The organism is Corynebacterium sp. (assembly GCF_030538285.1).
Lineage (GTDB): Bacteria > Actinomycetota > Actinomycetes > Mycobacteriales > Mycobacteriaceae > Corynebacterium.
In genome coordinates this window covers 1-25,220 of sequence record NZ_JAUNUG010000013.1, presented here as the reverse complement: position 1 = coordinate 25,220, position 25,220 = coordinate 1, and the positions used below count along the sequence as shown (strand labels likewise).

The 25,220-nt window shown below is 63.9% G+C and carries 23 protein-coding genes and 2 pseudogenes; 16 read left to right on the top strand and 9 right to left on the bottom strand.

Annotated features, from left to right (window positions below; translation table 11 throughout):
- Positions 1-63: 63 nt before the first annotated feature.
- Complete coding sequence (locus Q4G50_RS06145) at positions 64-1,197, top strand: HNH endonuclease signature motif containing protein (protein WP_303376772.1); 1,134 nt, start codon at positions 64-66, stop codon at positions 1,195-1,197.
- Here the strand turns inward: Q4G50_RS06145 and Q4G50_RS06140 are convergent.
- From Q4G50_RS06140 to mptB, 5 genes are read right to left on the bottom strand one after another with little or no spacing between them, the layout of a single operon-like run.
- Positions 1,194-2,159 (bottom strand): quinone oxidoreductase, encoded by a 966-nt coding sequence (locus tag Q4G50_RS06140; RefSeq protein WP_303376771.1) that lies wholly within the window; start codon positions 2,157-2,159, stop codon positions 1,194-1,196. The two genes, Q4G50_RS06145 and Q4G50_RS06140, sit on opposite strands and share 4 nt — an antisense overlap.
- A gap of 17 nt (positions 2,160-2,176) precedes the next feature.
- Positions 2,177-3,148: a heme A synthase gene (locus Q4G50_RS06135; RefSeq protein WP_303376770.1), complete on the bottom strand. Its 972-nt coding sequence runs from the start codon at positions 3,146-3,148 to the stop codon at positions 2,177-2,179.
- A 50-nt stretch (positions 3,149-3,198) separates the two neighbouring features.
- The gene (locus Q4G50_RS06130; protein ID WP_303376769.1) at positions 3,199-3,984 is read right to left on the bottom strand and encodes an ABC transporter permease; all 786 of its coding nucleotides are present in this window, start codon (positions 3,982-3,984) and stop codon (positions 3,199-3,201) included.
- A gap of 1 nt (position 3,985) precedes the next feature.
- The gene (locus Q4G50_RS06125) at positions 3,986-4,906 is read right to left on the bottom strand and encodes an ABC transporter ATP-binding protein (RefSeq protein ID WP_303376768.1); all 921 of its coding nucleotides are present in this window, start codon (positions 4,904-4,906) and stop codon (positions 3,986-3,988) included.
- A gap of 6 nt (positions 4,907-4,912) precedes the next feature.
- Complete coding sequence (gene mptB / locus Q4G50_RS06120) at positions 4,913-6,589, bottom strand: polyprenol phosphomannose-dependent alpha 1,6 mannosyltransferase MptB (protein ID WP_303376767.1); 1,677 nt, start codon at positions 6,587-6,589, stop codon at positions 4,913-4,915.
- Positions 6,590-6,672: 83 nt separating this feature from the next.
- On the opposite strand from mptB, the gene Q4G50_RS06115 reads away from it, so the two are divergent.
- The 8 genes from Q4G50_RS06115 (at position 6,673) to Q4G50_RS06080 (ending at position 13,298) form a co-directional block, all read left to right on the top strand.
- A complete protein-coding gene (locus tag Q4G50_RS06115; RefSeq protein WP_303376766.1) occupies positions 6,673-7,374 on the top strand; it encodes a metalloregulator ArsR/SmtB family transcription factor in 702 nt (233 codons plus the stop codon).
- Complete coding sequence (gene sufB / locus Q4G50_RS06110) at positions 7,371-8,810, top strand: Fe-S cluster assembly protein SufB (RefSeq protein WP_303376765.1); 1,440 nt, start codon at positions 7,371-7,373, stop codon at positions 8,808-8,810. Before Q4G50_RS06115 ends, sufB begins: the two co-directional genes overlap by 4 nt.
- A gap of 4 nt (positions 8,811-8,814) precedes the next feature.
- Entirely contained in the window at positions 8,815-9,987 is a 1,173-nt protein-coding gene (gene sufD, locus Q4G50_RS06105) for a Fe-S cluster assembly protein SufD (RefSeq protein ID WP_303376764.1), read from the top strand.
- Positions 9,988-10,016: 29 nt separating this feature from the next.
- On the top strand, positions 10,017-10,772 hold the full coding sequence (gene sufC / locus Q4G50_RS06100; RefSeq protein WP_303376763.1) for a Fe-S cluster assembly ATPase SufC: 756 nt from the start codon (positions 10,017-10,019) through the stop codon (positions 10,770-10,772).
- On the top strand, positions 10,772-12,019 hold the full coding sequence (locus tag Q4G50_RS06095) for a cysteine desulfurase (protein ID WP_303376809.1): 1,248 nt from the start codon (positions 10,772-10,774) through the stop codon (positions 12,017-12,019). The genes sufC and Q4G50_RS06095 overlap by 1 nt, the downstream gene beginning before the upstream one ends.
- Positions 12,019-12,471: a Fe-S cluster assembly sulfur transfer protein SufU gene (sufU, locus tag Q4G50_RS06090; protein ID WP_303376762.1), complete on the top strand. Its 453-nt coding sequence runs from the start codon at positions 12,019-12,021 to the stop codon at positions 12,469-12,471. Before Q4G50_RS06095 ends, sufU begins: the two co-directional genes overlap by 1 nt.
- Positions 12,472-12,861: a metal-sulfur cluster assembly factor gene (locus Q4G50_RS06085; RefSeq protein ID WP_303376761.1), complete on the top strand. Its 390-nt coding sequence runs from the start codon at positions 12,472-12,474 to the stop codon at positions 12,859-12,861.
- 65 nt (positions 12,862-12,926) lie between these two features.
- Positions 12,927-13,298, top strand: a complete 372-nt coding sequence (locus Q4G50_RS06080) for a carboxymuconolactone decarboxylase family protein (RefSeq protein WP_303376760.1) — start codon at positions 12,927-12,929, stop codon at positions 13,296-13,298.
- Here Q4G50_RS06080 and Q4G50_RS06075 read toward each other — a convergent pair whose 3' ends face one another.
- A complete protein-coding gene (locus Q4G50_RS06075; RefSeq protein ID WP_303376759.1) occupies positions 13,299-13,817 on the bottom strand; it encodes a hypothetical protein in 519 nt (172 codons plus the stop codon). It abuts the gene before it with no gap.
- A gap of 32 nt (positions 13,818-13,849) precedes the next feature.
- On the opposite strand from Q4G50_RS06075, the gene Q4G50_RS06070 reads away from it, so the two are divergent.
- Positions 13,850-15,481 carry an ABC-F family ATP-binding cassette domain-containing protein gene (locus Q4G50_RS06070; RefSeq protein WP_303376758.1) on the top strand — a complete coding sequence of 544 codons (1,632 nt, stop codon included), beginning with the start codon at positions 13,850-13,852 and terminating at the stop codon, positions 15,479-15,481.
- Between the two features lie 179 nt (positions 15,482-15,660).
- On the opposite strand, the gene Q4G50_RS06065 is transcribed toward Q4G50_RS06070, so the two are convergent.
- Both Q4G50_RS06065 and Q4G50_RS06060 read right to left on the bottom strand, forming a co-directional pair.
- A complete protein-coding gene (locus Q4G50_RS06065) occupies positions 15,661-16,401 on the bottom strand; it encodes a glutamine amidotransferase (protein WP_303376757.1) in 741 nt (246 codons plus the stop codon).
- A 33-nt stretch (positions 16,402-16,434) separates the two neighbouring features.
- The gene (locus Q4G50_RS06060) at positions 16,435-19,089 is read right to left on the bottom strand and encodes a cation-transporting P-type ATPase (RefSeq protein WP_303376756.1); all 2,655 of its coding nucleotides are present in this window, start codon (positions 19,087-19,089) and stop codon (positions 16,435-16,437) included.
- A gap of 84 nt (positions 19,090-19,173) precedes the next feature.
- Between Q4G50_RS06060 and Q4G50_RS06055 the strand changes: the two genes are divergently transcribed.
- The 6 genes and pseudogenes from Q4G50_RS06055 to Q4G50_RS06030 all read left to right on the top strand — a co-directional run bounded on the left by Q4G50_RS06055 (position 19,174) and on the right by Q4G50_RS06030 (position 24,974).
- Positions 19,174-19,413, top strand: a complete 240-nt coding sequence (locus Q4G50_RS06055; protein ID WP_303376755.1) for a PLD nuclease N-terminal domain-containing protein — start codon at positions 19,174-19,176, stop codon at positions 19,411-19,413.
- Complete coding sequence (locus Q4G50_RS06050) at positions 19,410-19,913, top strand: DUF1990 domain-containing protein (protein ID WP_303376754.1); 504 nt, start codon at positions 19,410-19,412, stop codon at positions 19,911-19,913. Before Q4G50_RS06055 ends, Q4G50_RS06050 begins: the two co-directional genes overlap by 4 nt.
- A gap of 22 nt (positions 19,914-19,935) precedes the next feature.
- Entirely contained in the window at positions 19,936-20,634 is a 699-nt protein-coding gene (locus Q4G50_RS06045) for an NAD(P)H-binding protein (protein WP_303376753.1), read from the top strand.
- Between the two features lie 260 nt (positions 20,635-20,894).
- On the top strand, positions 20,895-22,685 hold the full coding sequence (locus tag Q4G50_RS06040) for an LGFP repeat-containing protein (protein ID WP_303376752.1): 1,791 nt from the start codon (positions 20,895-20,897) through the stop codon (positions 22,683-22,685).
- Positions 22,686-22,787: 102 nt separating this feature from the next.
- On the top strand, positions 22,788-23,567 hold the full coding sequence (locus tag Q4G50_RS06035; RefSeq protein ID WP_303376751.1) for a pentapeptide repeat-containing protein: 780 nt from the start codon (positions 22,788-22,790) through the stop codon (positions 23,565-23,567).
- 141 nt (positions 23,568-23,708) lie between these two features.
- Positions 23,709-24,974 (top strand): annotated as a pseudogene (locus Q4G50_RS06030) (IS3 family transposase).
- 28 nt (positions 24,975-25,002) lie between these two features.
- Here Q4G50_RS06030 and Q4G50_RS06025 read toward each other — a convergent pair.
- Positions 25,003-25,152 (bottom strand): annotated as a pseudogene (locus tag Q4G50_RS06025) (IS1380 family transposase); the annotation flags it as partial.
- Positions 25,153-25,220 lie beyond the last annotated feature (68 nt).

Here is a 25,220-nt window from a genome sequence, read left to right as displayed (position 1 = left end):
TTATCCACAGGCTGGGATACTTGCTTATCGACGCTGGCGTAGTCCACGTTTATCGTTCGGGGCATGGATATCGCCGCGCTGGTGGAAGCCCTGAGTACCCGGGGTATGGAGTTGTTGGAGGCACTTGCCTCCGGGGCTGTCACTCGTGCGCAGCTAGGCCAGTCCTCCTCGGTGGCCGGATCATGGGAGCGGCTGGCCGGGGTCTATTTCGGACCGACCCGGCAGAAAAAGCTGCAGGCAGCCGCCCGCGCTGCCGGCCGGGGCCTGCCGGTAGCCGCGATCGAAAAGATTGAGAAGCACCTGCGCAAACTCTCACCCAAAGCCGCGGTGTCGGTGGGGGAACTGCGCGTGGAGTTATGCGGGCTGCGCGGCACCGTCGATGAGATCGACCGAGAGGCTGCCGACCGGGTCTGGGAACACAACCGCAGCGCCCCCGATACTGAGCACCGGGGCTTAAGAGCCTTTCGGGGCGGCAAGAACACCGATGCGCAGGGGATGCGGACCGCCACTTTGACGCTGCCGGCGGGGGATATGGCACGCTACACCGCGCACCTGAAGACGACCGCCGACGCACTCCGAGCCGAGGACCCGTCCCTGTCGTGGGAGCAGGCGATGGCGGATGCCGCCTACCAGCACGGCATCGGTGGTGGGCCGACAGGCGGTGTGGCCCCGCCGATCCCGTTGGGGGTGATGCGGGCACCGGATTTCGTCTCCCATCACCGTGGAGAAGGCGGGGACACCGTCTTCGGGCTGACTGACGGCACGACGATCACCGGCAAGGAGTGGGTGGAAAAGGGTCTGTCCGAGTTGGGGTTTTTCGGGATCTTCGACCTGGTGGAGGGCGGGATTGATCTCTATCGCCTGTCGCGGTTTGCCAATGACAAACAGCGCATCCTGGCGATGGCGGAGAACCTGGTCTGCCCCAACCCGGGGTGTACCACTGCGGCGGCGGATTGCCAGTTCCATCATCTGACTGCGTGGGAACACGAGGGACAGACCAACATGGCCAACCTCTCGGTGGCGTGCCGGGTGCATAACGGGCGCAATGACGATGATCCCAACGCCCCGCCGAAACATGGGCGCCTGGAACGCCGGGAAGGTGGGATCGTGTTCCTCCCACCCGATGGCGGGCCACCCCAGAACAATCGTCATCCCCTGCGGAAACTCTCCGCCCTGGGGCTTCTCGCCGACGCCTAGTCCTGGACGTGCAGGACGATGGAGCCGGTGGTGCGGCGAGCCTGGAGATCGCGGTGGGCCTGGGCGGCGTCGGCCAGCGTGTACTCGCCGGAGACGCGGAACTTCAGCGTGCCGTCGACAACTGCCTGGGTGACAGCCTGGGCGCGCATCCGGAACTCCCCCTCACCGGAGGTCCAGGCGCCGATCGAGGGGCGGGTGAGGTAGATGGAGCCGTGTGTGTTGAGCAGCTGCGGGTTGACCGGTTCCACCGCACCAGAGGCGGCGCCGAACAGGCACACCACGCCACGCGGGCGGACGGCCTCCAAAGACTCACCGAAGGTGTCCTTGCCTACGCCGTCATAGACCACGTCGACGCCGACCCCGCCGTTGCGGCGGCGCACCACTTCGGCGAGGTTGTCGGAGTAGCGGAACACCTCTGTCGCCCCGGCCTCCAGTGCGAGCTCGGCCTTTTCGTCGGTGGAGACGACCGAGTAGACACGCGCACCCTTGTTGGCGGCCATCTGGGTGGCAAGTAGACCCACTCCACCCGCACCGGCGGTGATAAGGCAGGAATCCCCCTCCTGCAGGTTGTAGACACCGTAGGTGAGGTAGTGGGCGGTGATGCCCTGCAGGAGCATGGAGGCGGCGACCGTCGGCTCGACACCCTCGGGGACCGCGACCAGGCGGTCACGCGGCACGCACACCTGCTCAGCGTAGGATCCGAAGGCGTCGCACCAAGCGACGACGGTACCTTCGGCGATCTCCCCACGCGGGTCATGAACGACCCGTCCGGTGCCCTCCAGCCCGGGCACGAAGGGGACGTTGGCGTGGTAGGCGCCCTCGCGGTAGTAGGTGTCGATGTAGTTGACGCCGGCCACGAGGACGTCGACAAGTACTTCGTCGTCGCCTGGGACCGGCGCCTCGATGTCGCGCAGGAAGAGGACCTCCGGTCCTCCGGTTTCTGTGATCTGGATTGCCTTCATGGCATCCAGGCTAGCGATCACTCGGCGGTGACGGTGGCGTTTTTCTCTATCCGGGTGATGCGGCGCAGGCCGTGGGCATAGAGGAACGCGGAAAAGGCGACCACTACCGAGCTCATCGCCACGTGCGCGGGGATGGTCCAGCGGGGGACACCGAGATTGAACTGGATGACACCGATGGCCCATTGCACGGCGATCATGAGGATGAGCACCCAGCCGGTGTTCTTCGCGTCCTTGGAGGCCATGCCGCGGTAGAGCAACCACATGACGGCCAGGGTAGCGGCCAGGTAGACGTACATCGTGCCGGCGTGGATAAGCGCCATGAGCTCGATGTCGACGTCGAGGCGACCTTCCATACCGACGCCGTCATCACCCGAGTGGACACCGGCGCCGGTGGTCATCGTGCCGGTGACCAGCACGACCGACAGGCATACGGCTGCGACGATGGTGAGCGTGCGGATGATGGGAGCGAACATGCGCACCTGCGGCAGGTGGTCGGGCTCGGCCAGACGCATGTAGAGCAGCGCGGCGATCCAGACGAGCACCATCGACGGCAGGAAGTGGATGGCCACCGCCCACCACTTCAGGTCCAGGTGGACAGAGATGCCGCCGAGCACGGCCTGGATGATGATGCCGACACCAGAGAGCACCGAGTAGACGATGATCTCCTTCCGACGCCCTGCCCGCAGTACCGCCACGAACACAGCAATCGCGATGGCGGCAAGCACGAAGGTGAGCAGGCGGTTACCAAACTCGATGGCCTGGTGTATCGCAGGCGCCGCGCCCTGGACGGGGACGAGCGAACCTTCGTGGCAGTTCGGCCAGGTGTCACAGCCCAGGCCCGAGCCGGTGACGCGGACGATGGAGCCGGTGACGGTGATACCGCCCTGCGCCAGCAGGAGAATGAAGGCCAGGATGCGCTGGAGACGCACTGAGGGGCCGCGGGTGGTGGTCGGTTGTTCGGTCGCGGTCGCAGAAGTCACGGCGCCCATCCTATCTGTTTGACGTGCGAGTTTGAATCATTGACGGTTGTGAGGAAGCTCTACGCCTCGAAGCGGAACCATTTCACCGCCAGAGCCGACGCGATGCCCACCCACCCGAGCAGGACGCCGATTTCCACCCAGGGGATGACCCCGGCGAAGGCATCGGTGAGCCCGGCGGCCAACGCCACGGTGGGGATGGCGGTGTACCAGCCGGCGGCATCAAGGCCATGGGCGAACATCACCCAACCGACGGCACCAACCAGCAGGAACCAGATGAGGTTCGCCAAGGCGAGAACCATTTCGGAACTCATGGTTCCGCCCATGAGCATGCCGAGGGCGGTGAAGGTGGTGATGCCGAGGGCCAGGATTACCAGGCCCAGGACCACCCCACCGGGGGAGGCCCGCCAGCCCAGGAAGAGCGCTACGGCCCCCAGAAGAAGGACTTGCAAGGCCGCCATCGCAGCGACGGCGATGACTTTGCCGAAGATGATTGTCGAGGCGGGAACGCCGGAGGCGCCGGTGCGTTTCAGTGCCCCGTAGCGGCGGTCGAAGGCGACGGCGATGGCCTGGCCGGTGAAACCGGAGGATGAGGTCGCGATCGCCAGCACCATGGGGAACAGTTGCGCCAGCGAGGTCTGCTCGCTGATCACCGGCATGCGGGCGGTGAGGATGAGCGCGGCCAGCGGGATGATGACGCTGAGCAATTGCTGTTCACCGTGGCGCAGGAAGAGGATGGTTTCGGTGCGCCCTTGGGCGGCGATCATCGAGGCAGTCGACGCCCGCTGTGGAGCCGGCCGGAAGGTACCGGGCTCAAAACGTCCGCGGGTGCTCAGTGTGTCGGACATGTCAGCTCCTCAGGTTCCGTCCGGTGATGTCGAGGAAAACTTCCTCGAGGTTGCGGTGGGCGACGTCGAGTCGGCGGATGAGCACGCCCTGTTCGGCGGCCGCGGCGGTGAGGGTGGCCAGCAGCTGCGGGGTGGCGGCGCCGTCCACACGGTAGGTGAGGGGGCGTACGGCTTGCAGTCCGTCGACCGGCACAGCTGCGACGTCGAAAGGGGCATCCGTGGAAAAGCTCAAGGTCGCCGTATCGCCGGCGGTCAGTTCGGCGGGGGTGCCGGCGGCGACGACCTGGCCTTTGTCGATGATGACGATGCGGTCGGCTAGCGCCTCCGCCTCATCCATGAGATGGGTGGTGAGGATGACGGTGACGCCGTCGCGGCGCAGGGCGTCGACAAGCTCCCAGACGGCGAGGCGGGACTGGGCGTCGAGTCCGGCGGTGGGTTCGTCGAGGAAGACGAGCTCGGGCCGGCCGATGATCGCCAGGGCGAGGGAGAGGCGTTGCTGCTGGCCGCCGGACAGCCGTCGCCAGGTTGTGCGGCGGACGCCGTCGAGGCCGAGGACGTCGATAAGCCATTCGGGGTCGTGCGGGTTGTCGTTGTAGGCGGCGGCGAGGCGGAGCATCTCGGCGGCGCGGATGCCGGAGTAGGAGCCGCCGCCCTGCAGCATGATGCCGATGCGGGCGCGGACATCCTCGGGCTGGGTGACGGGGTCCATGCCGAGTACGCGGATGGAGCCGGAGGTGGGCTTCTGGAAGCCCTCGCACATTTCGATGGTGGTGGTCTTGCCGGCGCCGTTGGGGCCGAGGAGGGCGAGAATCTCCCCGCGGTGGGCGGTCAGAGACAGGTCGTTGACGGCGGTGGTGGTGCCGAATGTTTTCACCACACCCCGAAGCTCCAGAGCTATTGACCCATCGAAAGTTGCAGACACGATATGTCAGTCTAGGCCACGGATCTTCCCGCGCTGCATCAGCCACCACCCGAGTCCGACAACGACGGCGAAAACCAGCAAAGCGCCGAAGTAGATTGCGCCGATGGTGGCGGGGGGAAGCGCGAGTCCGCGGGGGAGGACGGTGAAGGAGAAGAAGGCGGAGTAGACGACCACGCCGATGCGGAAGAACACACGGTTGGCCCAGGCGGCGAGCGGCAGGATCGCCCACAGCATGTACCAGGGGTGGACGACGGGGAAGAGGATGACCAGCACGAACGTGGATACCCCCAGCCCGCCGACGGGGTGGATGGTGCCGCGGAAGGTGGCGAAAAGGAAGCGCACCATGAAGCCGCCGGCAACCAGCACCCCAATGCCACGGGTGAGCAGGAGCATGGTGTCGGTGTGGTCACCCAGGTCGAGGAGCATCCCGAGGAAGCCAGCGATGACACCGATGTCGGTGGTCATGGACATCCAGCTGCGTATCGACGCCGCCCCTCCCTGCCCCGTCACCCAGCCCAGACCGATGCCGGTGATTGCTGTCACCAGGGCGATGGTGGCGATCAGCAGGACCACCTGGGTGAGCACGGCCAGGGTGACCGCCAGCACCGGCCCGCGGCCGACGCGTTGGAAGTGTCTCGCCAGGTTCATGCCGACAAAGCCGAGCGCCAGGAAGCCGGTTACTTTCACCATGCCGGCGGAGGCGATGAGCGCCGAGGAGGCGATGATCAGTCCGGCACCGCCCGTGGGGTCGACCGGTTGTCCGTTGCGCCCGCCCAGCTTATCGACGCCGCGTAGCCCCACCTCCATGCCCACCAGCATGAGGCCGAGCAGGATGGATTCGTTGTGGATGCCGCCGACGAGGTGGAGGATGGTCAGCGGGTTGAGCAGACCGAGCCATAAGGCGGTGACAGGGTTGACGCCGCAGCGGCGCGCGAGTTTGGTGATCGCCCAGCCCACCGCGATGAGCCCCACCAGCGACACCAGGCGGTGGCTGATGACACCGAGGGCGATGGAGTCGGCGGTGATCCGGCTGATCGCCGAGGCGACCCCCAAGGCCACCGGCCCGTAGGGGGAGGGGGAGTGGGACCAGATGAAAGGTACCGACCGGGCCAGGGGATCCTCGGGCCCGAGTAGGTCGACGGGTCCGGCTGCATAGGGGTCCATGCCGCGCGCCACGATCGACCCCTGTGCCAGATAGGAGTAGATGTCCTGCGTGAACAGGGGCGCGGTGAACAGGAGGGGAATCACCCACGCGGCGAATGTGCGGCGGATGAGGGAAGGGGTGACGGTGGCGCCGTCGAGAAGCGAACGGGGGTGCGTGGCACCCACGAACGGTGCCATCAGCGCCCACGCCAACACCAGTAACCCCACGCCTACCAGCACCATCACCGAGGAGGTGGTGAGCATGCGCGCCATGAAGGCGCCGCCCGGGAAGGCAGAGAAGGGGTTGCCCAGAACGGGCAGCGCGCCGGCGCCCAACGCGCCCAGGCCAATGAGCAGAGCGCCGATAGTGCCGATCCAGCGCAGCGCCTGGAAGCGGTTGAGCTCGCGCACTCCCAGGCGGGCGCCCTCTGCCGCAGAGACTCCCCCGGGTTCGATGTGCAGCAGCGCCGAGCGGGATCCAGCGGAACCCAGGCGGGGGAGGATCGCGCCGAGGGAGCCGAAAGGTCGCTGCGAAGTCACCTGTCCATCCTAAGGGTTGGACAGCGGGAATGAATTAAGGAACACTAGTGTTGTCTAATAGACAACAGCAGGAGGTGATGACGATGAACGACAACCACGAAACCCGCAGCGTGGAGGGCGACACCCGTCGTCAGATCATGCTCATGCTGCTCAAGCTCGCGCCGGTGACTGCCTCCGACCTGGCCGAACGCCTCGACATGTCCGCCGCCGGTGTCCGCCGGCACCTGGACATCCTCGTGGCGGACGGCCTGGCGGAAACCAGTAACCGACGCACCAGGTCGACCGGGTCCGCGGCAGCGCGCGGTCGGCCGGCGAAGGCCTTCCGGCTCACTGACGCAGGACGCTCCCACTTCGGGCACTCCTACGACCAGTTGGCCGTGGAGGCCCTGGACATCCTCCGGGAGACCGGGGGGAGTGAGGCAGTCAAGCGCCTGGCCACGACCCGCATCGAGCGGATCGTGGAGGGGGTTACCCCCGCGGGCGAGGATGAGGCCTCCATCCAGAAAACAGCGGGGGAGTTGGCTGAAGCCTTCGACCGTGCCGGGTACGCTGCAACGGTCACCCGGGCCGGGAACGGTATCCAGATCTGCCACCACCATTGCCCGGTGGCCCACGTGGCCGCCGAGCACCCCGAACTGTGTGAGGCCGAACATGCGAAGATCTCTGATCTCGTCGGCGTCCATGTTCAACCGCTGGCCACCATCACCGGTGGTCAAGGGATCTGTACCACCAATATTCCCCTGACACCCATAGAGAAACTTCCAGAAGAAAGGAGCGGATCATGACCCAGGCAACACCGCAGTCGCCGGAGAGCATGAGCGATGACCAGATCATCGAGTCGATCGGTCCGTACAACTACGGCTGGCACGACTCCGATGAGGCCGGCGCCTCCGCACGCCGTGGCCTCAGCGAGGAGGTCGTCCGCGACATCTCCGCCAAGAAGGACGAGCCGGAGTGGATGCTCGAGAAGCGTCTCAAGGCGCTGAGCATCTTCGAGAAGAAGCCCATGCCGACCTGGGGTGCTGATCTGTCGGGCATCGACTTCGACCAGATCAAGTACTTCGTCCGCTCCACCGAGGGTCAGGCCCAGTCCTGGGAGGACCTGCCGGAGGAGATCCGCAACACCTATGACCGCCTGGGTATCCCGGAGGCTGAGCGCCAGCGTCTGGTCGCGGGTGTGGCCGCCCAGTACGAGTCGGAGGTCGTCTACCACCAGATCCGCGAGGATCTGGAGGCGCAGGGTGTCATCTTCCTCGACACCGACACCGCCCTGAAGGAGCAGCCGGAGCTGTTCCGCGAGTACTTCGGCACGGTCATCCCCGACGGCGACAATAAGTTCTCCGCGCTCAACTCCGCCGTGTGGTCGGGTGGCTCCTTCATCTACGTGCCGAAGGGTGTCCACGTGGACATCCCTCTGCAGGCCTACTTCCGCATCAACACGGAGAACATGGGCCAGTTCGAGCGCACGCTCATCATCGTCGACGAGGACGCCTACGTCCACTACGTCGAGGGCTGTACCGCCCCGATCTACAAGTCGGACTCGCTGCACTCGGCGGTCGTGGAGATCATCGTGAAGAAGGGTGGCCGCTGCCGCTACACCACGATCCAGAACTGGTCGAACAACGTCTACAACCTGGTGACCAAGCGCGCCAAGGCCGAAGAGGGCGCGACAATGGAGTGGGTCGACGGCAACATCGGCTCCAAGGTCACCATGAAGTACCCGGCAGTGTGGATGACCGGCCCCTACGCCAAGGGTGAGGTTCTCTCCGTGGCCTTCGCGGGTGAGGGTCAGTTCCAGGACACCGGCGCCAAGATGACCCACATGGCCCCGCATACCTCCTCGAACATCGTGTCCAAGTCGGTGGCCCGTGGTGGCGGCCGCGCCGCCTACCGTGGTCTGGTGCAGGTCAACGCCAATGCGCATCACTCCTACTCCAACGTGGAGTGTGACGCGCTGCTGGTGGACAACATCTCCCGCTCGGACACCTACCCGTACAACGACATCCGCAATGACCACGTCGTTCTCGGCCACGAGGCGACCGTCTCCCAGGTGTCCGAGGACCAGCTCTTCTACCTCATGTCCCGCGGGTTGAAGGAAGAGGAGGCCATGGCGATGATCGTCCGTGGCTTCGTCGAGCCCATCGCCAAGGAGCTGCCGATGGAGTACGCGCTCGAGCTCAACCGCCTTATTGAACTGCAGATGGAAGGATCGGTGGGCTAGACCTATGACCACAGCTACCGCTGTTGACGCCGCCACCCCGCACAACACCAAGGGTGACCTCTTCTCCTCCTTCAACGTCGAGGATTTCCCCGTCCCGGCGGGCCGTGACGAGGAGTGGCGTTTCATTTCCCTGCGCCGCATCCGCGGCCTGCACAACGGCAAGTTCGACGAGGCTGTCGGCCAGGATGTGCTTATCGACGCCCCCTCGGCGGACGTCACCGTCGAAACCGTCGCCAAGGATGACGCCCGTCTCGGCCGTGCCGCCGCCCCGGTCGATCGGGTGGCCGCGCAGGCCTGGACCTCCATGGAGGAGGCCTCGCTGATCACCGTGGCGAAGGACACGCACGTCACCGAGCCGATCGCCGTGACGATCACCGGCCGCGGCGAAGGGGTCACCTCCTTCGGTGCCGTCGTCGTCGACGTGGCGGCCGGCGCCGATGCCACCGTGTTCATCCGCTACACCGGTACCGGCACGCACGCCGATAACCTGGAGTTCATCGTCGGTGACAACGCACGTCTCACCGTCATCGTCGACGCCGACTGGGATGCCGGTGCGGTGCACCTGTCCGGCCAGCACGCGCTGCTGGGCCGGGACGCGACGCTGCGCTACAACGCCGCGACCTTCGGCGGCGACGTCGTGCGCTTGGTCCCGCGCGTGAAGTTCACGGCCCCGGGTGGTGACGCCGAGCTGCTCGGCGTGTACTTCGCCGATGACGGCCAGTACTTCGAGAACCGGCTGCTCGTCGACCACGCTGTGCCGAACTGCCGCTCCAACGTCATGTACAAGGGTGCGCTGCAGGCTGATCCCTCCTCGGATCTGCCCGATGCGCACACCACCTGGGTCGGCGACGTGCTCATCCGCGCCAATGCGCAGGGCACCGACACCTACGAGGTCAACCGCAACCTGGTCCTCACAGAGGGAGCCCGGGCGGATTCGATCCCGAACCTGGAGATTGAAACCGGCGAGATCGCCGGGGCCGGCCATGCCGCCACCGTCGGCCGCTTCGATGATGAGCAGGTGTTCTACCTCATGGCCCGCGGTATCCCCGAGGCAGAGGCTCGCCGTCTGATCATCCGTGGCTTCTTCTCCGAGGTGATTAACCGCATCCCGGTCGAGTCCATCCGCGAGGAGCTCGAGCGCCGCGTCACTGACGAGCTTGAGTCCGTCACCGCTTAACCCACCCCATAGATCTGAAAGAGACGTACATGTCCACCCTGGAAATCAAGAACCTCCACGCCCAGGTCATCCCGACGGACGGCAGCGGCGAGCCGAAGCCTATCCTCAAGGGCGTCAACCTGACCGTCAACTCCGGTGAGACCCACGCCATCATGGGCCCCAACGGCTCCGGCAAGTCCACCCTGGCCTACGCCATCGCCGGCCACCCGCGCTACGAGATCACCGACGGTGAGATCCTGCTCGACGGCGAGAACATCCTCGAGATGGACGTCGATGAGCGTGCCCGCGCCGGCATGTTCCTCGCCATGCAGTACCCGACCGAGATCCCGGGTGTCTCCTCCGCCAACTTCATGCGCTCCGCCGTCACCGCCGTCCGCGGCCAGGCGCCGAAGCTGCGTGAGTGGATCAAGGAGCTCAACTCCGCCCGCGAGGCACTGCAGATCGACAAGTCCTTCTCCGAGCGCTCCGTCAACGAGGGTTTCTCGGGCGGCGAGAAGAAGCGCCACGAGGTGCTGCAGCTGGACCTGCTCAAGCCGAAGTTCGCCATCATGGATGAGACCGACTCCGGCCTCGACGTCGATGCCCTCCGTATCGTCTCCGAGGGCATCAACTCCTACCAGGAGGAGACCAACGGTGGCATCGTGATGATCACCCACTACAAGCGCATCCTCAACTACGTGCAGCCGGACTTTGTCCACGTGTTCGCCGACGGCCGCATCGTCACCACCGGTGGCGCTGAGCTCGCCGACAAGCTCGAGGCCGACGGCTACGACCAGTTCCTGTGATGGCGGGCCACCTCGACGTCGAGAAGATCCGGGCGCAGTTCCCGATTCTCTCGCGCACCGTCCGCGGCGATCATCCGCTGGTGTACCTGGATTCCGGCGCCACCTCGCAGCGCCCGCTGCGGGTATGGAAGGCGGAGGAGGAGTTCGTGCTGAACACCTTTGCCCCCGTCCACCGGGGTGCCTACCAGCTCGCAGAAGAAGCCACCGACGCCTACGAGAACGCCCGCGCCAACATCGCGGCCTTTGTGGGCGCGGCGGGGCACGAGATCGCTTTCGTCAAGAATGCGACCGAAGCCCTTAACGCCGTGGCCTATGCCCTGGGCGACGATCGCGCGGGAAAGCACCGTGTCACCGCCGATGACACCATCGTGATCACGGAACTGGAGCATCACGCCAACCTCGTGCCGTGGCAGGAGCTGTCCCGGCGCACTGGCGCGAAGCTCAAGTGGTATTCGCTGACTGAAGACGGACGCATTGATCTCGATTCCCTCGAGCTCGACGACACTGTCAAGGTGGTGGCGTTTACCCACCAGTCCAATGTGACCGGTGTGGTTACTGATGTCGCCGAGATGGTGCGCCGGGCCCAGGCCGTCGGGGCCCTCACGGTGCTCGACGCCTGCCAGTCGGTGCCGCACATGCCCGTCAATTTCCACGACCTGGACGTAGATTTCGCGGCGTTTTCCGGGCACAAGATGTGCGGGCCCACCGGAGTCGGCGTGCTTTACGCCCGCGGCACCCTGCTGGACACCCTTCCGCCCTTCCTCACCGGCGGTTCCATGATCGAGGTGGTGAAGATGGAGGGCTCCACCTTCGCCCCGGCCCCGCAGCGATTCGAGGCTGGTACCCAGATGACCAGTCAGGTCGTCGGGTTGGGTGCGGCCGTGGAGTTCCTCACCGAACTCGGCATGGACAATGTTCACGCCCATGAGCAGGAACTGACCGCCTACGCCCTGGAACGCATGCAGACGGTGCCGGGATTGCGCATTGTCGGGCCTACCGAGGCGTCGCAACGCGGTGCCGCGATCGCCTTCGACCTGGAAGGCGTGCACCCGCATGACCTTGGGCAGGTGCTCGATAGCCGTGGCGTGTGCATCCGCGTCGGCCACCACTGCGCGTGGCCCGCCCACCGCGCGCTCGGCGCGCAGTCGACGGCGCGGGCCAGCTTCTACATCTACAACACGCGTGCGGAGGTCGACATGCTTGTCGACGCCATCCACCACGCCCGAGAATTCTTCGGGGTGAACTGATGAACCTGGAATCCATGTACCAGGAAGTGATCTTGGACCACTACAAGAACCCGCAGCATGCGGGCCTGCGCGAGCCTTTCGAGGCCGAGGTGCACCACGTCAACCCGTCGTGTGGCGACGAGCTCACCCTGCGCGTGCAGCTGTCTGCGGACGGCGCCAGCGTGGCGGATGTGTCCTACCACGCCGAGGGCTGTTCCATCTCGCAGGCCTCCACCTCTGTCATGGCGGAGGAGATTATCGGCCTTCCCCTGCCGGAGGCCAACGCCAAGCTCGCCGAGTTCGAGCGGATGATCCTCTCCCGCGGCACCGTCGACGGCGACGAGGACCTCATCGGTGACGGCATCGCGTTTACCGGCGTGTCCAAGTACCCGGCCCGCGTGAAGTGCGCCCTGCTCGGCTGGAAGGCCTTCCAGGCCGCCACCGCCGACGCCCTCAATGAAAGGGAGAAATAAATGACCGAGAACAACCCCACCGACAACGTCCAGCGCCAGCGCCCGGAGAACCAGTCAGAGGAGCAGGAGGCGCTCGCCTTCGACGTCACGGAATACCTCTACGACGTCATCGACCCCGAGTTGGGCATCAACGTCGTCGATCTCGGCCTGGTCTACGACGTGTGGATCGAGGACCGCGAGGGCGAGGACGTCGCCATGATCAACATGACGCTGACCTCCCCGGCCTGCCCGCTCACCGACGTCATCGAGGACCAGGTCCAGGCGGCGCTCGTCGGCAACGGCATCGTCGACCACATCGACCTCGAATGGGTGTGGCTCCCGCCGTGGGGCCACCACATGATCACCGAGGACGGCCGCGAGCAGCTACGTTCGCTCGGCTTCGCCGTCTAGGCAACTGCTGACCCCGGGTCCTGGACCCGGGGTTTTCGCTATCCACACCACAAGGGAGAAGACACATGACCTTCAGCATGGACAAGGGCAACGAGTTCGTCGCGCAGACGCAGACCCCGGAGGGCACAGCCGCCTGGAAGCAACAGCTCGACGCCTATGCCCCGGGTGCTTCCGACTGGGTGGTCGGCGCCGTGTTCGGCGGCACCTACCAGCGCGAGGGCATCGACCTGCGCACCCGCCAGCTGCTCAACATCGCCGCCCTGGCCGCCATGGGTGGCGTCGAGCCGCAACTGACCGGCCACATCAAGACGGCACTCGACGTCACCGGGATGAGCGAGCAGGAGGTGGGCGAATCGATCATCCACCTCATGCCCTATATCGGCGTGCCCAAGACCCTCGCCGCGATGCGCTGCATGAAGGCCGCCGTCGAAGGCTAGTTACTCTATCGCTTCGCCCAGGCAGGTAACCATGAACGCGGCGTTCGCCGGGGAGATGACGAAGGCCGTCGGCCACCTGGAGAACTGGGAGCCGATGATCCCGCTGTCGTCGCCCGCGCGTGCCACGTCCAGGCGATCAGAGCAATGGGCCCAGCTACTTCCCGACGCCGTCATACCCGCCACCTGACCGAGATCCGTCGCGGGTTCTGCCTGCAACATCCCGAATCCGATCAGGCCGATGATGAGGGGGATGACGATGACGCCACCGCCGCGTCGGGAAGTACTTGCCGACGCTCGCGTGACCGGCGCGGGTTTTCGCTGCTCCGGTGCCGGGCGCACACGTTCGGAGCCGAGCGGGCGGGCGCGAATCTCCTCGAGTGCTTTCGCTGGGAGCCCATAGTCAACGAGAGCAGCGCGGAGCTGAGTCTCGGAGGGCTCGGCGTCGAAACGCAGCACGAGCGAGCCGTGCTGGAATTGACCTGCCTTGTACTCGACGATGTAATCGCGACCGACGTTCATGGCCTCAGCTTAGATTGATAGGATGGCCCCTTGTGATTGTCACCAATGACCTCGAAGTACGCGTCGGCGCCCGCACGCTGCTGACTGCCCCTGGCCAGCACCTGCGCGTGCAGCCTGGCGACCGTATCGGACTGGTGGGTCGCAATGGTGCCGGGAAGACCACCACCATGCGGATACTGGCGGGGGAGACCAAACCCTACGGCGGCGAGGTGACTTCCTCGGGTGAGATCGGCTACCTGCCGCAGGATTCTCGCGAGGGCAACATCGATCAGACGGCGCGCGACCGCGTACTCTCGGCCCGGGGCCTCGACCGCATCCGCTCCTCGATGGAACGCCAGCAGGAGATCATGGAGGGCGCGGAGACCGCCGGCAAGCGCGACGCCGCGATCCGCAAGTACTCCCGCCTCGAGGAGCAGTACTACGCCCTCGGCGGTTACGAGGCCGATTCCGAGGCCGCGCAGATCTGCGACAACCTCGGCCTGCCGGCCCGCATCCTCGACCAGCCGCTGCACACCCTCTCTGGTGGCCAGCGCCGCCGCGTCGAATTAGCGCAGATTCTTTTTGCCGCGACGAGCGGCTCCGGCAAGTCCGCGACGACCCTGCTTCTCGACGAGCCCACCAACCACCTCGACGCCGACTCGATCACCTGGCTGCGTGGCTTTCTGTCCAAGCACGAGGGCGGGCTCATCATGATCTCCCACGACGTCGAGCTTCTCGATGACGTGTGCAACAAGATCTGGTTCCTCGATGCCGTCCGCGCCGAGGCCGACGTGTACAACATGGGCTTTTCCAAGTACAAAGACGCCCGCGCCCTTGATGAGGCCCGTCGCCGCCGCGAACGCGCCAACGCCGAGAAGAAGGCCGCCGCCCTGCAGAAGCAGGCCGCCAAGCTCGGTGCCAAGGCCACCAAGGCCGCCGCCTCCAAACAGATGCTGGCCCGTGCGGACCGCATGCTGGGTTCCCTCGACGAGGTGCGGGTCTCCGACCGCGTCGCCGCCATTTCCTTCCCGGAACCCGCACCCTGCGGCAAGACCCCGCTGTTCGCCAAGGGTCTGACCAAGATGTACGGCTCCCTCGAGGTGTTCGCGGGCGTCGACCTGGCCATCGACAAGGGTTCCCGCGTCGTCGTCCTCGGCTTCAACGGCGCCGGCAAGACAACTCTGCTCAAGCTGCTCGCCGGTGTGGAACGTACCGACGGTGAGGGTGGCATTGTCACCGGTCACGGCCTCAAGATCGGCTACTTCGCTCAGGAGCACGACACGATAGACCCAGGTAAATCCGTGTGGCAGAACACCATCGAGGCCTGCCCCGAAGCCGGTGAGCAGGACCTGCGCGGTCTACTCGGTGCCTTCATGTTCTCCGGTGAACAGCTCGAGCAACCTGCCGGCACACTGTCGGGTGGTGAAAAGACCCGTCTGGCCTTGGCCGCGTTGGTCTCCTCCCGCGCCAACGTCCTGCTTCTCGACGAGCCCACCAACAACCTCGACCCCCAGTCCCGCGAACAGGTCCTCGATGCTCTGCGCACCTATCAGGGTGCGGTCGTCCTGGTCACCCACGATCCCGGTGCCGTCAAGGCCCTGGAGCCGGAGCGTGTCATCGTCCTCCCCGACGGCGACGAGGACCTCTGGTCAGACGCCTACATGGAGATCGTCGAGCTCGCCTAATCCTGGAAATCCTGTGGGCATGTTCAACAGGAAGTCTGACCAGGAGCGCCCGGGTCATCGAACTGAAGGAAGCGGTGTTGGCCTTGAGCAGGCATGTCGGCATGCCGCTTCCCCAGCTGGTGCCGGTTGCAGTATCCGCCGCGGTGCGAGCGATCGAGCAGTTCGATAAGCTGTAGCACCTACCGCGCGTAGCGCGTGGCGAAGTTCCGCAGGATCCGATCGTCCACTGTGAGGTCGACCCCGCGGGTGCCGGCGAGGATCTCATCGAGCTCGTGCGGCTCGTAGTAGCCGGCGTCGGCGTAGATGCGCAGCCGCTGCTCGAAGGCCTCCGGTGCCAGCTCGGGGTGGAACTGCGTGGCGTAGACGTTGTCCTGCACGCGGAACATCTGTGTGGGGCAGTCCTGCCCGGTGGCCAGGACCGTGGCCACGTCCGGCAGTACCGCCACGGCCTCCTTGTGGCCGACCATCGTGTGGAAGGTGTCGGGCATGCCCTCCAGTAGGGGGTCTTCCCGGACAATGGACACTTCGATGACCTTGGGTTTTTCACCGTAGGTGTTATCGATGCGCGCCCCGATGGCGGTGCCCACGGTGCCGACCCCGTAGCAGGCGCCGAACAGGGGGAAATCGCGGTCGAGGACCTCGTCCATCAGGCGGGCCAGGTCGGCCTCGACACGCATCTGGAGCAGGGATTTTACCGGGTCGGAGGCGTTGAAGGGGCTGCCGCCGAGGAGGACGCCGGAGAAGTCGCGCAGGTCGAGGCGCCCGAGTTCGCGGGCTTCCAGGCGGTGCTGCACGATGCCGGAGGTTCCCAGGCCCATCTTCTCCCGGAAGCTGACCAGCTCAGCGGCAGCCGCGATGTCCTCGGGGCGGGTGCTTAGGAGCGCGAAGGGCTTGCGGGGATGGATGGTCGTTCCGGGCATACCAAGTAGTCTAGTCAGGCTGCGGCCCGGCTCCTAAACCCGGCGACGGATCAGCTTGTCCACCTCCACGGCGGCGAAGACGATGATGCCCACCAGGATCGGCACGCCCCAGCTGAGCAGCCCCACCGAGGTGGTGTGGAACGCCGCCTGCATGAACGGCAGGTAGGCGAATGCCAGCTGGAGCAGCAACATGATTCCCACGCACAACCAGGAGACTGGGTTGGTGGTGAACAACTCCTTCCGCAGGGCACTGACCCGGGAGAAGCGTGCGGAGAAGAGGTAGAAGACCTGGCCGACGACCAGGGTGTTGACGGCAATGGTGCGCGAGACCTCGAGCGAGGCGCCGTTCATCTGCAGGTACTGAAACACCGCGATGGTGGCGCCGCCGATGAGGACGGAGACGTAGAGGATGCGCAGGATGGCCTCGGAGTCCAACAGGGCGGCCTCGGGGTTGCGGGGTCGTCGTCGCATGATGCCGGGTTCAGCGGGCTCAAAACTCAAGGCCAGGGACAAGGTGACGGCGGTGATGAGGTTGACCCACAGGACCTGCAGGGGAGTGATAGGCAAGGTCATGCCGACGAGCATGGCGACGAAGATGACCAGGCCCTGCGCACCGTTGGTGGGCAGCATGAACACGATCGCCTTGCGGAGGTTGTCGTAGATGGTGCGACCCATTTTCATGGCGGCGGCGATGGTGGCGAAGTTGTCGTCGGCGAGCACGATGTCGGCGGCGTCCTTCGTCGCCTCGGTGCCCTTGATGCCCATGGCCACGCCGACGTCGGATTGCTTGAGGGAGGGGGCGTCGTTGACGCCGTCACCGGTCATGGCGACAACCTCACCGTTGGCCTGCAGTGCCTGCACGAGGCGGAGTTTGTGCTCGGGCGAGGTGCGAGCGTAGACGTCGTGGTCGCGGACGATGGTCTGCAGCTCGGAATCGGTGGCGGCTTCCAGCTCGGCGCCAGTGATGGCGCGGTTGCCGCGCAGACCGACCTCACGCGCGATGGCGGAGGCGGTGGAGGCGTGGTCGCCGGTGATCATCCGCACCCGCACACCGGCCTCCTGGACGGTGCGGACGGCCTCGAGAACTTCGTCCCGTGGCGGGTCGATGATGCCGTAGAGGCCGAGGAAGACGAAACCGCCGCCATCGATGTCGTCGACGGACAGGGAGCTCAGGCCCTCGCCCTGGCGCCAGGCCGCGGCCAGCACACGCAGGCCCCGGGCCCCCAACTCCTCGATCTTGTCCTCCCAGTAGGCGCGGTCGAGCGGCTCGGTGCCGCCCTCGGGATCGGACTGCCGGTCACAGCGGTCGAGCAGCCGGTCGGGTGCACCCTTGAGGTGGATGACCGGGCCCTGCTGCATGTCGTCGAGGGTGGCCATGTACTTAAATTCGGAATCGAAGGGCACCACGTCAATGCGGCGCCGCTGATCGTCGACCCCGGCTTTCAGGGCGAAGGTGCGGATGCCACCGTCAGTCGGCTCACCGATGAGCACCCAGTGCCCGTCCCGCTTCTCGACGCCCGCGTCATTGGCATATGCCGCCACTTCGGCCATGCGTGCAAGGTCGGGGTGTTCGCCTACGGTGATCTCGCGGTCGTCGAGAAGCAGGCGCCCCTTCGGGGCGTAACCGGTGCCGGTGACGTCATAGATGTGATTGCGGGTGTGGACGGCGCGCACCGTCATCTCATTGCGGGTGAGCGTGCCGGTTTTATCGGTGCAGATGGTGGTGACGGAACCCAGCGTTTCCACCGAGGTCAGACGGCGGGTGATGGCGTTGCGGGCAGCCATCTTCTGCACGCCGAGTGCTAGGGTGATCGCCATGATTGCGGGCAGGCCCTCGGGGATGGCGGCGACGGCGAAACCGATCGCCGACATGAGGACCTCGCCCCAACCGGTGTCATAGATGATGACCGATACGCCGATCATCAGCGCAGCCAGCAGCACTGCACCGACCGCGAGCATCGAGGAGAAACGGCTCATCGAGCGGGTCAAGGGGGTCTCTGCGGCCTCCACCTCATCGAGCATGGTGGTGATGTGGCCGATCTGGGTATCAGCACCCGTGGCGGTCACCACACCCAGGCCGGTGCCGGCGGCCACGGTCGTGCCGGAAAACGCCATGGAGGTTCGGTCGCCGAGGTCCGCCCCCTCGGTGACCGGCTCGATCTGCTTGTCCGAGGGGACGGACTCGCCGGTCAGGGCCGATTCCTCCACGCGCAGGCTGGAGGAAGTAAAAAGGCGCAGATCCGCCGGGACTTTGTCGCCTGGGCGCAGGCGCACGACATCGCCGGGGACCAGTTCGGAGGAGTCGACGGTGTGCCAGGTGTCGTCGCGGAGCACTTCGGAAGAGGGGGAGAGCATGTCGCGGATCGCGGCGAGCGCGTCCGCCGCCTTACCCTCCTGGAAGAACCCGACTGCGGCGTTGATGATGACCACCGCGGCGATGACGATGGTGTCCACCACCTCGCCGAGCGCGGCCGTGAGCACGGCCGCCGCGATGAGCACGTAGATCATCGGGTCCTGGAACTGGCGCAACAGCCTCTGCCACCAGGTTTCCTCCGCGGCCTGGGGCAGTGCGTTCTCCCCGTATTCCTCGAGAGCGCGGGCGGCAGCGGCGGAACTCAGACCCCCGGGGCGGCTGCCCAGGTCCTCGAAAACGGTGTTCACATCGTGGGCGTAGGGTGCTGCATTCACATACACCCACTGTACGCGCGTGCGATGCGGCTTATTGATGGCGCGTCCCGACGGCGCTGCGTCTCTCCTGGTAAAATTAGCGTCATGAGCAGCCGAAACCCGTCCCTGTCCCAGCTTCGCACCGAGTTCAATGACATGTCGACGCGTTCGCGGGTGTCGCTGATTGCCGGAGTCGCCGTCGAACTCGCCGCCAAGATCGGCGCCTGGGTGGATCTCTATCGCCGTCCGGCCTCCCGGGTGCGGGGACCGAAGTGGGCGTGGGCGCTGGCCCAGCTGCTCAACGGCATCGGCCCGGCAGCCTACTGGGCTTTCGGCCGCAAGTGATCACCCGCGGCCACCTGTCCTATCCGGCGCATCTGCAGCTGGCTACCCTCCGCCTGGCCCAGGGCCGGGCTCCGGAGGAGATCGGGCTGCGGCGCTGGAAAATCACCGACCATGCGGCAGTTCTCGGCCACGGCCGCGAGGTCTTCGCCGCAGCCAGTGAGAAACTACTGACCTGGCAGGCCCACGCCCATGCGGGGGTTCGCGCACAACGCCGTGGCAAGCTGGTCCGGCTGCACTACGGGCCGACCACATCATCGTGCCTGATCATCCGGGAGGAACACACACCCACCCGCACCCTGCTCGTCTACGGCACGCTGCCCGCGCACGTGGAATCGGGGGAGGAGGCATTCCTCATCGATATGGCTGCCGACGGCACCGTGACAGGCCGGGTCATCGCCTTCTCGCGGCACGCCTGGTGGCTGGCCAAGCTCACCGGCCCGCTGGCGCGGATGATGCAGCGGCGGGCTAATCGTCGTTACGTGGCCGGCATGCGACCCTGAAAGTTTCCGTAGGGTGGATTGCATGAGCGACGCACAGCACTCCAGTCAGAAGAAGGTTCTCATCATCGGCGGCCACGGGAAGGTCGCCCAATTGGCCACCACGCGGTTGATCAAGGCCGGGATGGATGTCACCTCGCTGATCCGCAACGTCGATCAGACCCCTGATATCGAGGCCCTCGGTTCCACCCCGTTCGTCCGCGACCTCACGGCATTGCACCCGGAGGATTGGGCGCAGCACCTGGACGGCTACGACGTGGTCATCTGGACCGCCGGCAACGGTGGCAAGGACGGCGCCGCCGCCACCTACGCCATTGACCGCGACGGTGCCCTAAGCTGCATCCTCGGGCTGGAGCAGCTGGACAACCCGCCGCGCTTCCTCATGGTCTCCTACCTGGGTTCGCTGGACCACGGCATCGATCCGGAAGATCCTTTCTTTCCTTACGCCGACTCCAAGGAGACGGTGGACCGACACCTGCTCGACTCTGAGCTCGAGTACCTCATCCTGGCCCCGGGGCGTTTGACGCTGGAGCCGGCGGGTGGGCTCGCGGTCGTCGATAATGCCCGTCCCTCCGATGACACGGTGACCACGTCGCGTGAGTTGGTCGCCAACGTCCTCGTGGAATTGGCCGGGCGCGATGCGCTTCCGCAGCGCAAGATCCTGCCGTTTATTGACGCCCCAGGTGGCGCCGCCGCGGGGCAGGAGGAGATCAAGGGCCTCTAAGCCTCGATCCACCGATGTGCCCTCGGTGGATCGAGGCTAAGAGACTAGGGATTTCAACCCGTTCAGGGGTACCGTTTGTCTCCTTAATTTTCGTTGACCTGATTCAGGTCTTCTGGCAGTTTATGGTTAGGAAGATCGTATTAATCTTTCAGGAAGGAGTGCTCTAGGTGATTCAGAGAAGGACCGTTGGTGCCGTCCTTTCGGCGTTAATAGCACTCGGGGTGGTACCCCCGGTCGCTCATGCCCAGCCAGAAGAGTTAGTGCCGTTTGAGCTAGAGATGGGGATCGAGCAATCCGATTATGTTTCGGATAGGAACGAGCCGTCAGTTGAAGATAAGTTGATTCAGTATGAACTGGATCATCCAGAGGTAGTTGCTGAATATGAACAGCAAGTCGTAATCGCTGCAGATAAGAACGCTGCCCTTCCTGCACCCAAGAGCACCTTGGTTACAGGAGAAATGCGGTCTGATGTGCTTGGACTTCCCGAAGGGGTGAGTAAAGAGCAAGCTGACCAGGTTGAAATTGAGGAAGCGCAGCGTGCCGAACAGCCCCGCACCTTTGCCACTACTGGTTGTGAAACCATGTGGCCCACAGGACGTCAGGTGTGCGGAGCCATCTTGGATGCCTACCGGCAGGTAGGCGGCCAGCTGTCGTGGCTTGGTCCGCCGAAGTCGAATGAGTTGACCAACCCTGACGGGATAGGAAAGCGAAGTGAGTTCTACGGCGGGTCGATCTACTGGCACCCTGACATCGGGGCACACACAGTCACCCTTGATGGGATGCGTCAGTGGGGAACCCTCGGTTGGGAGTCTGGACCGCTTGGTTACCCAACCTCCGGCCCCATCGACATCAATATTCCTCTTTCCCAGATGCAGACTTTTCAGGGAGGCGACAACAATTATAACCCTCTAACAGGTGGCGCGGTTTGGGGCGATATCAAGCAGCGTTATGACCAGCTGGGGGGATCTCACCATGCCATCGGCATCCCCATCACCAATGAAAAGTCCAACGGTGATCAGTACTTCTACAATAACTTTTCCAACGGCACGATCAGCTGGCGCAACGACCGGCAAACCCGGTTCATGTACCTGGCCACCCAGAAAGTATGGGACGCCTTGGGACGGGAAACCGGCCAACTCGGATTCCCAGAAAGCGACGAAACCGCGGAAATTCCAGGAGTTTTCCATCTCGTCCCGTTCGAAGATCGAGGAGCAATCGCCTGGTCTGGACCTTTCGGTGCGAGAGAGATGACTGGGCAACTCTATAACTACTGGCACTCTCTTTATGAGACAGAAGATGATCTCGGTTTCCCTATTCCTGATGTACTCAGCGCTGCCGAATCTACTGCCCAAGAATTTTCCAACGCCATTGCATTCGGCTCCGGAGATAACATCGGTTTGATAAGGAGGGATACTCCTCTACTTTCCCTGGAGGACTTGAGCTCATCAACCGCCTTAACTCTAGTGGCAGACGATTCACCCCAGATGACTACGTTGGCAGATGACCAGGCATCCCGAAGTGGCATCATCGTCGGCGGAGCAGTTGGAGGAATCCTGAGGAAGCTCGCTTGGCCGGCAGGATCGGAAGAAGTCCGATATGTCGTCAGAAACGGTTTTTACACGAAATATGCAAACGGAAGTGACGACGGGTGGGGATATGAAAAGCTCACCAAGAAGCACAACATGTCTAATCGAGACATGATCTACCATTTGATCAAGACGCAGCGCGAAAATAACGTTGGAGGCACTGAAACAAACAACTTCAAGTACACGAGTAGGGTCTACTTTGTAGATTGCAGGGAGTACATGTTTGAACCTAGAGCAGGATGTCGGAACGTCGAAGACCCCATCTACCTCACAGCAATCTTCCGCCCTGTTTCGATGAACAAATATAAGAACTATCCCGCCAAGGATCCCACCAAATCTAGAGATAATTTTCCGGTGGGCGTAGTGACAGCGTGGTGCCATCACAGCAAAAGTGATGAACGCACTGAGCCCCGAGCTTCCCGCTGTCCCGACTACGTCAACCTCTGGAACAAGTTGAGGTACTAAGGGGCCATGAAAGACATGACGATGAGCCAGCGATTAGATGAACGATTCTTCCAGTCCTCCCGAAGCCTAAGATCCAGGTCCTCTCTTCTTCGGCTCGTCGCTGTGTACGATTTGCTTCACCTCGCAGACTCCTGGTCCATCACTGACCTGAACTCCGCCACAGGAAGATTACAGGAGATAATCAACCTTCTTATAACCTTTATCGACTCCGGGGACATACTCGCCCGCCACAGCGATCCAACTGTTCGTGCTCGAGAAGCGGCATTGTCAGGGTTGTGTTCACGATTCGCTGGCCCGCTGAGCGAAGAGCGTGGACAAGTTGTCACCATCTTCGATATGCCACAGTTCGTCCCCAACTATCAGTGGAAAGCCGCCTTTCTCGAACCTGAGAATCCAACTGTCGAGGTAAGGGTAGATTTTTCGGATATTGACCTGTCCCACCTCAGGGTTAGCGGGGTGACCCTTTCTAGACTACTTTTCCAGGGAGCAAACCTCAGTTACACGGAATTCGATGACGCCACGGCTAATGAAGCAAATTTTTCCGGTGCCAATCTTGAATCCACCACCTTCAATGGCAATTTCTGGCGCTCCAGTTTTGAACAATCTAGAGCAACAGGATTGATCGTTCGTGGGAATATGTTCAAATCGTCGTTCATAGGATGTGAACTAGCTTTTGCCTCTTTCACCGGTTCTAATCTGGAAGGATGTATCTTTGACGGTGCGAATCTGGACCAGGCCGACTTTACCGGGGCCACTTGCAATTTAGACACCTTCGACGGAGCAAGGGTGACCGGTTCTACTATTTTTCCGGATGGATCATCCATAGACAAAGAGGGCCGTGATCAGGTAATGAAGCGATGGCCCGGCGTACAAGTTCTTTGACGTCAATGCCCCCTAGGGCTTCATCGATCCGAGTCAAGAGTTGGGTCGGCACCAACGGCGGGATGGCCAAACGATATTGAACGATCTTCTCTGAACCGTCATGGGTTTCGTGCCGTCCTCCGATGAGGAAGGATCAGCATCATGAAGAAGTCCTACGACCCCGAGTTCAAAGCCCGGGCCGTGCGGATGGTCCAGCAGCACCGTGATGACTACCGCTCGTTGACTGCGGCGTGCATGGCCATCGGTGAGGAGCTGGGGGTTTCCCGAGAAACGCTGCGTAACTGGGTCCGGCAGGCCGAGGTCGACGCCGGCCACGCACCCGGTGTCACCACCGAGGAGAACGAGAAAATGAACCGCCTGCGCAAAGAGAACAAGCGACTGCGGGAGGCCTACGAGATCCTGAGGAAGGCCACGGTTTTCTTCGCCGGGGAGCTCGACCCCCGAAACCGTTGATCATCGGATTCATCGATCAGATGAGAGACGAGGGCTTCGCCGTCGAGTCAGTCTGTCGTGTCCTGCGTGAGCAGGGCGTGCAGGTTGCGGCGAGGACTTACCGGCACTGGAAGAACGCTGCGTCGGCGGCCAGGACGGTGGCAGACGCGCAGATCCTCCATGTCCTCTACGGCCTGAAGGACACCCCGGAATCCCTGTACGGCCGTCGAAAGATGGTCGCCCACCTGCACAGTCAGGGTTACTCGGTGGCGGACTGCACCGTTGACCGGTTGATGCGATTGGTCGGGATGAACGGTATCTCCAGGCGTCGGACGAAACCCCGCACCTCGGTTGCTGGGGCCGGGCACCGTGCCCCGGATCTGCTCAACAGGGATGTCACCGCCCAGGCCCCCAACCGGGAGTGGGTAGCGGATTTCACGTATGTACACACTGCGTCTGGCTGGGTGTATGTCGCTTTCATCGTCGATGTATACTCCCAGCGCATCGTCGGCTGGCATGCCCAGACCTCCCGCGGGGTGGAACTGGTGCGCATCCCGCTGCACCTGGCGTTGTGGGAACGCGACCGGATCCAGCACCCCGTCGTGGCCGGGGAACTGACCCACCACTCGGATGCCGGTAGTCAGTACACGGCGGTGAGATTCACCGAAAACTTGGCCTTGCAGGGGATCACGCCGTCGATCGACAGCGTGGGTGATGCCTATGACAATGCGCTGATGGAGTCGATCAACGGGCTGTATAAGACCGAGTGCGTCGGATCGAGGATCTTCACCCCGGGAGCGGCTTGAGTTGATCGTGGATGTCGAGCTCGCGACCATGTCGTGGGTGCAGTGGTACAACAACCGACGATTGCACCCCACCTTGGGCATGCTCCCTCCTGCGGAGTGTGAGCAAGCCCACTGGGTCGGGCACGTTACAATCACCGAGTCACCTGAGAAGGTGGCTCAGCCAATCTAACGGCGGCAACTATCGTAACGGTTCAGGCGATCTTGGCACCTGCGTTCGCGCCGTTATCGGTCGGTACGCTCAACCGATTCTGCGCCAAGGCAGTCAGCCCGGCTTCGTCGGCCAGTCGCATGATCGGGACCAGGCCGGCGGTGGACACGAGGTTCGGGTCGTCGAAGGATGCTGACACCAGCGGGAGTATGGGTGTTAGGGACGTGCGTCCAGTAGCAGTGTTCTGACGAATCGATAGCACCCGGA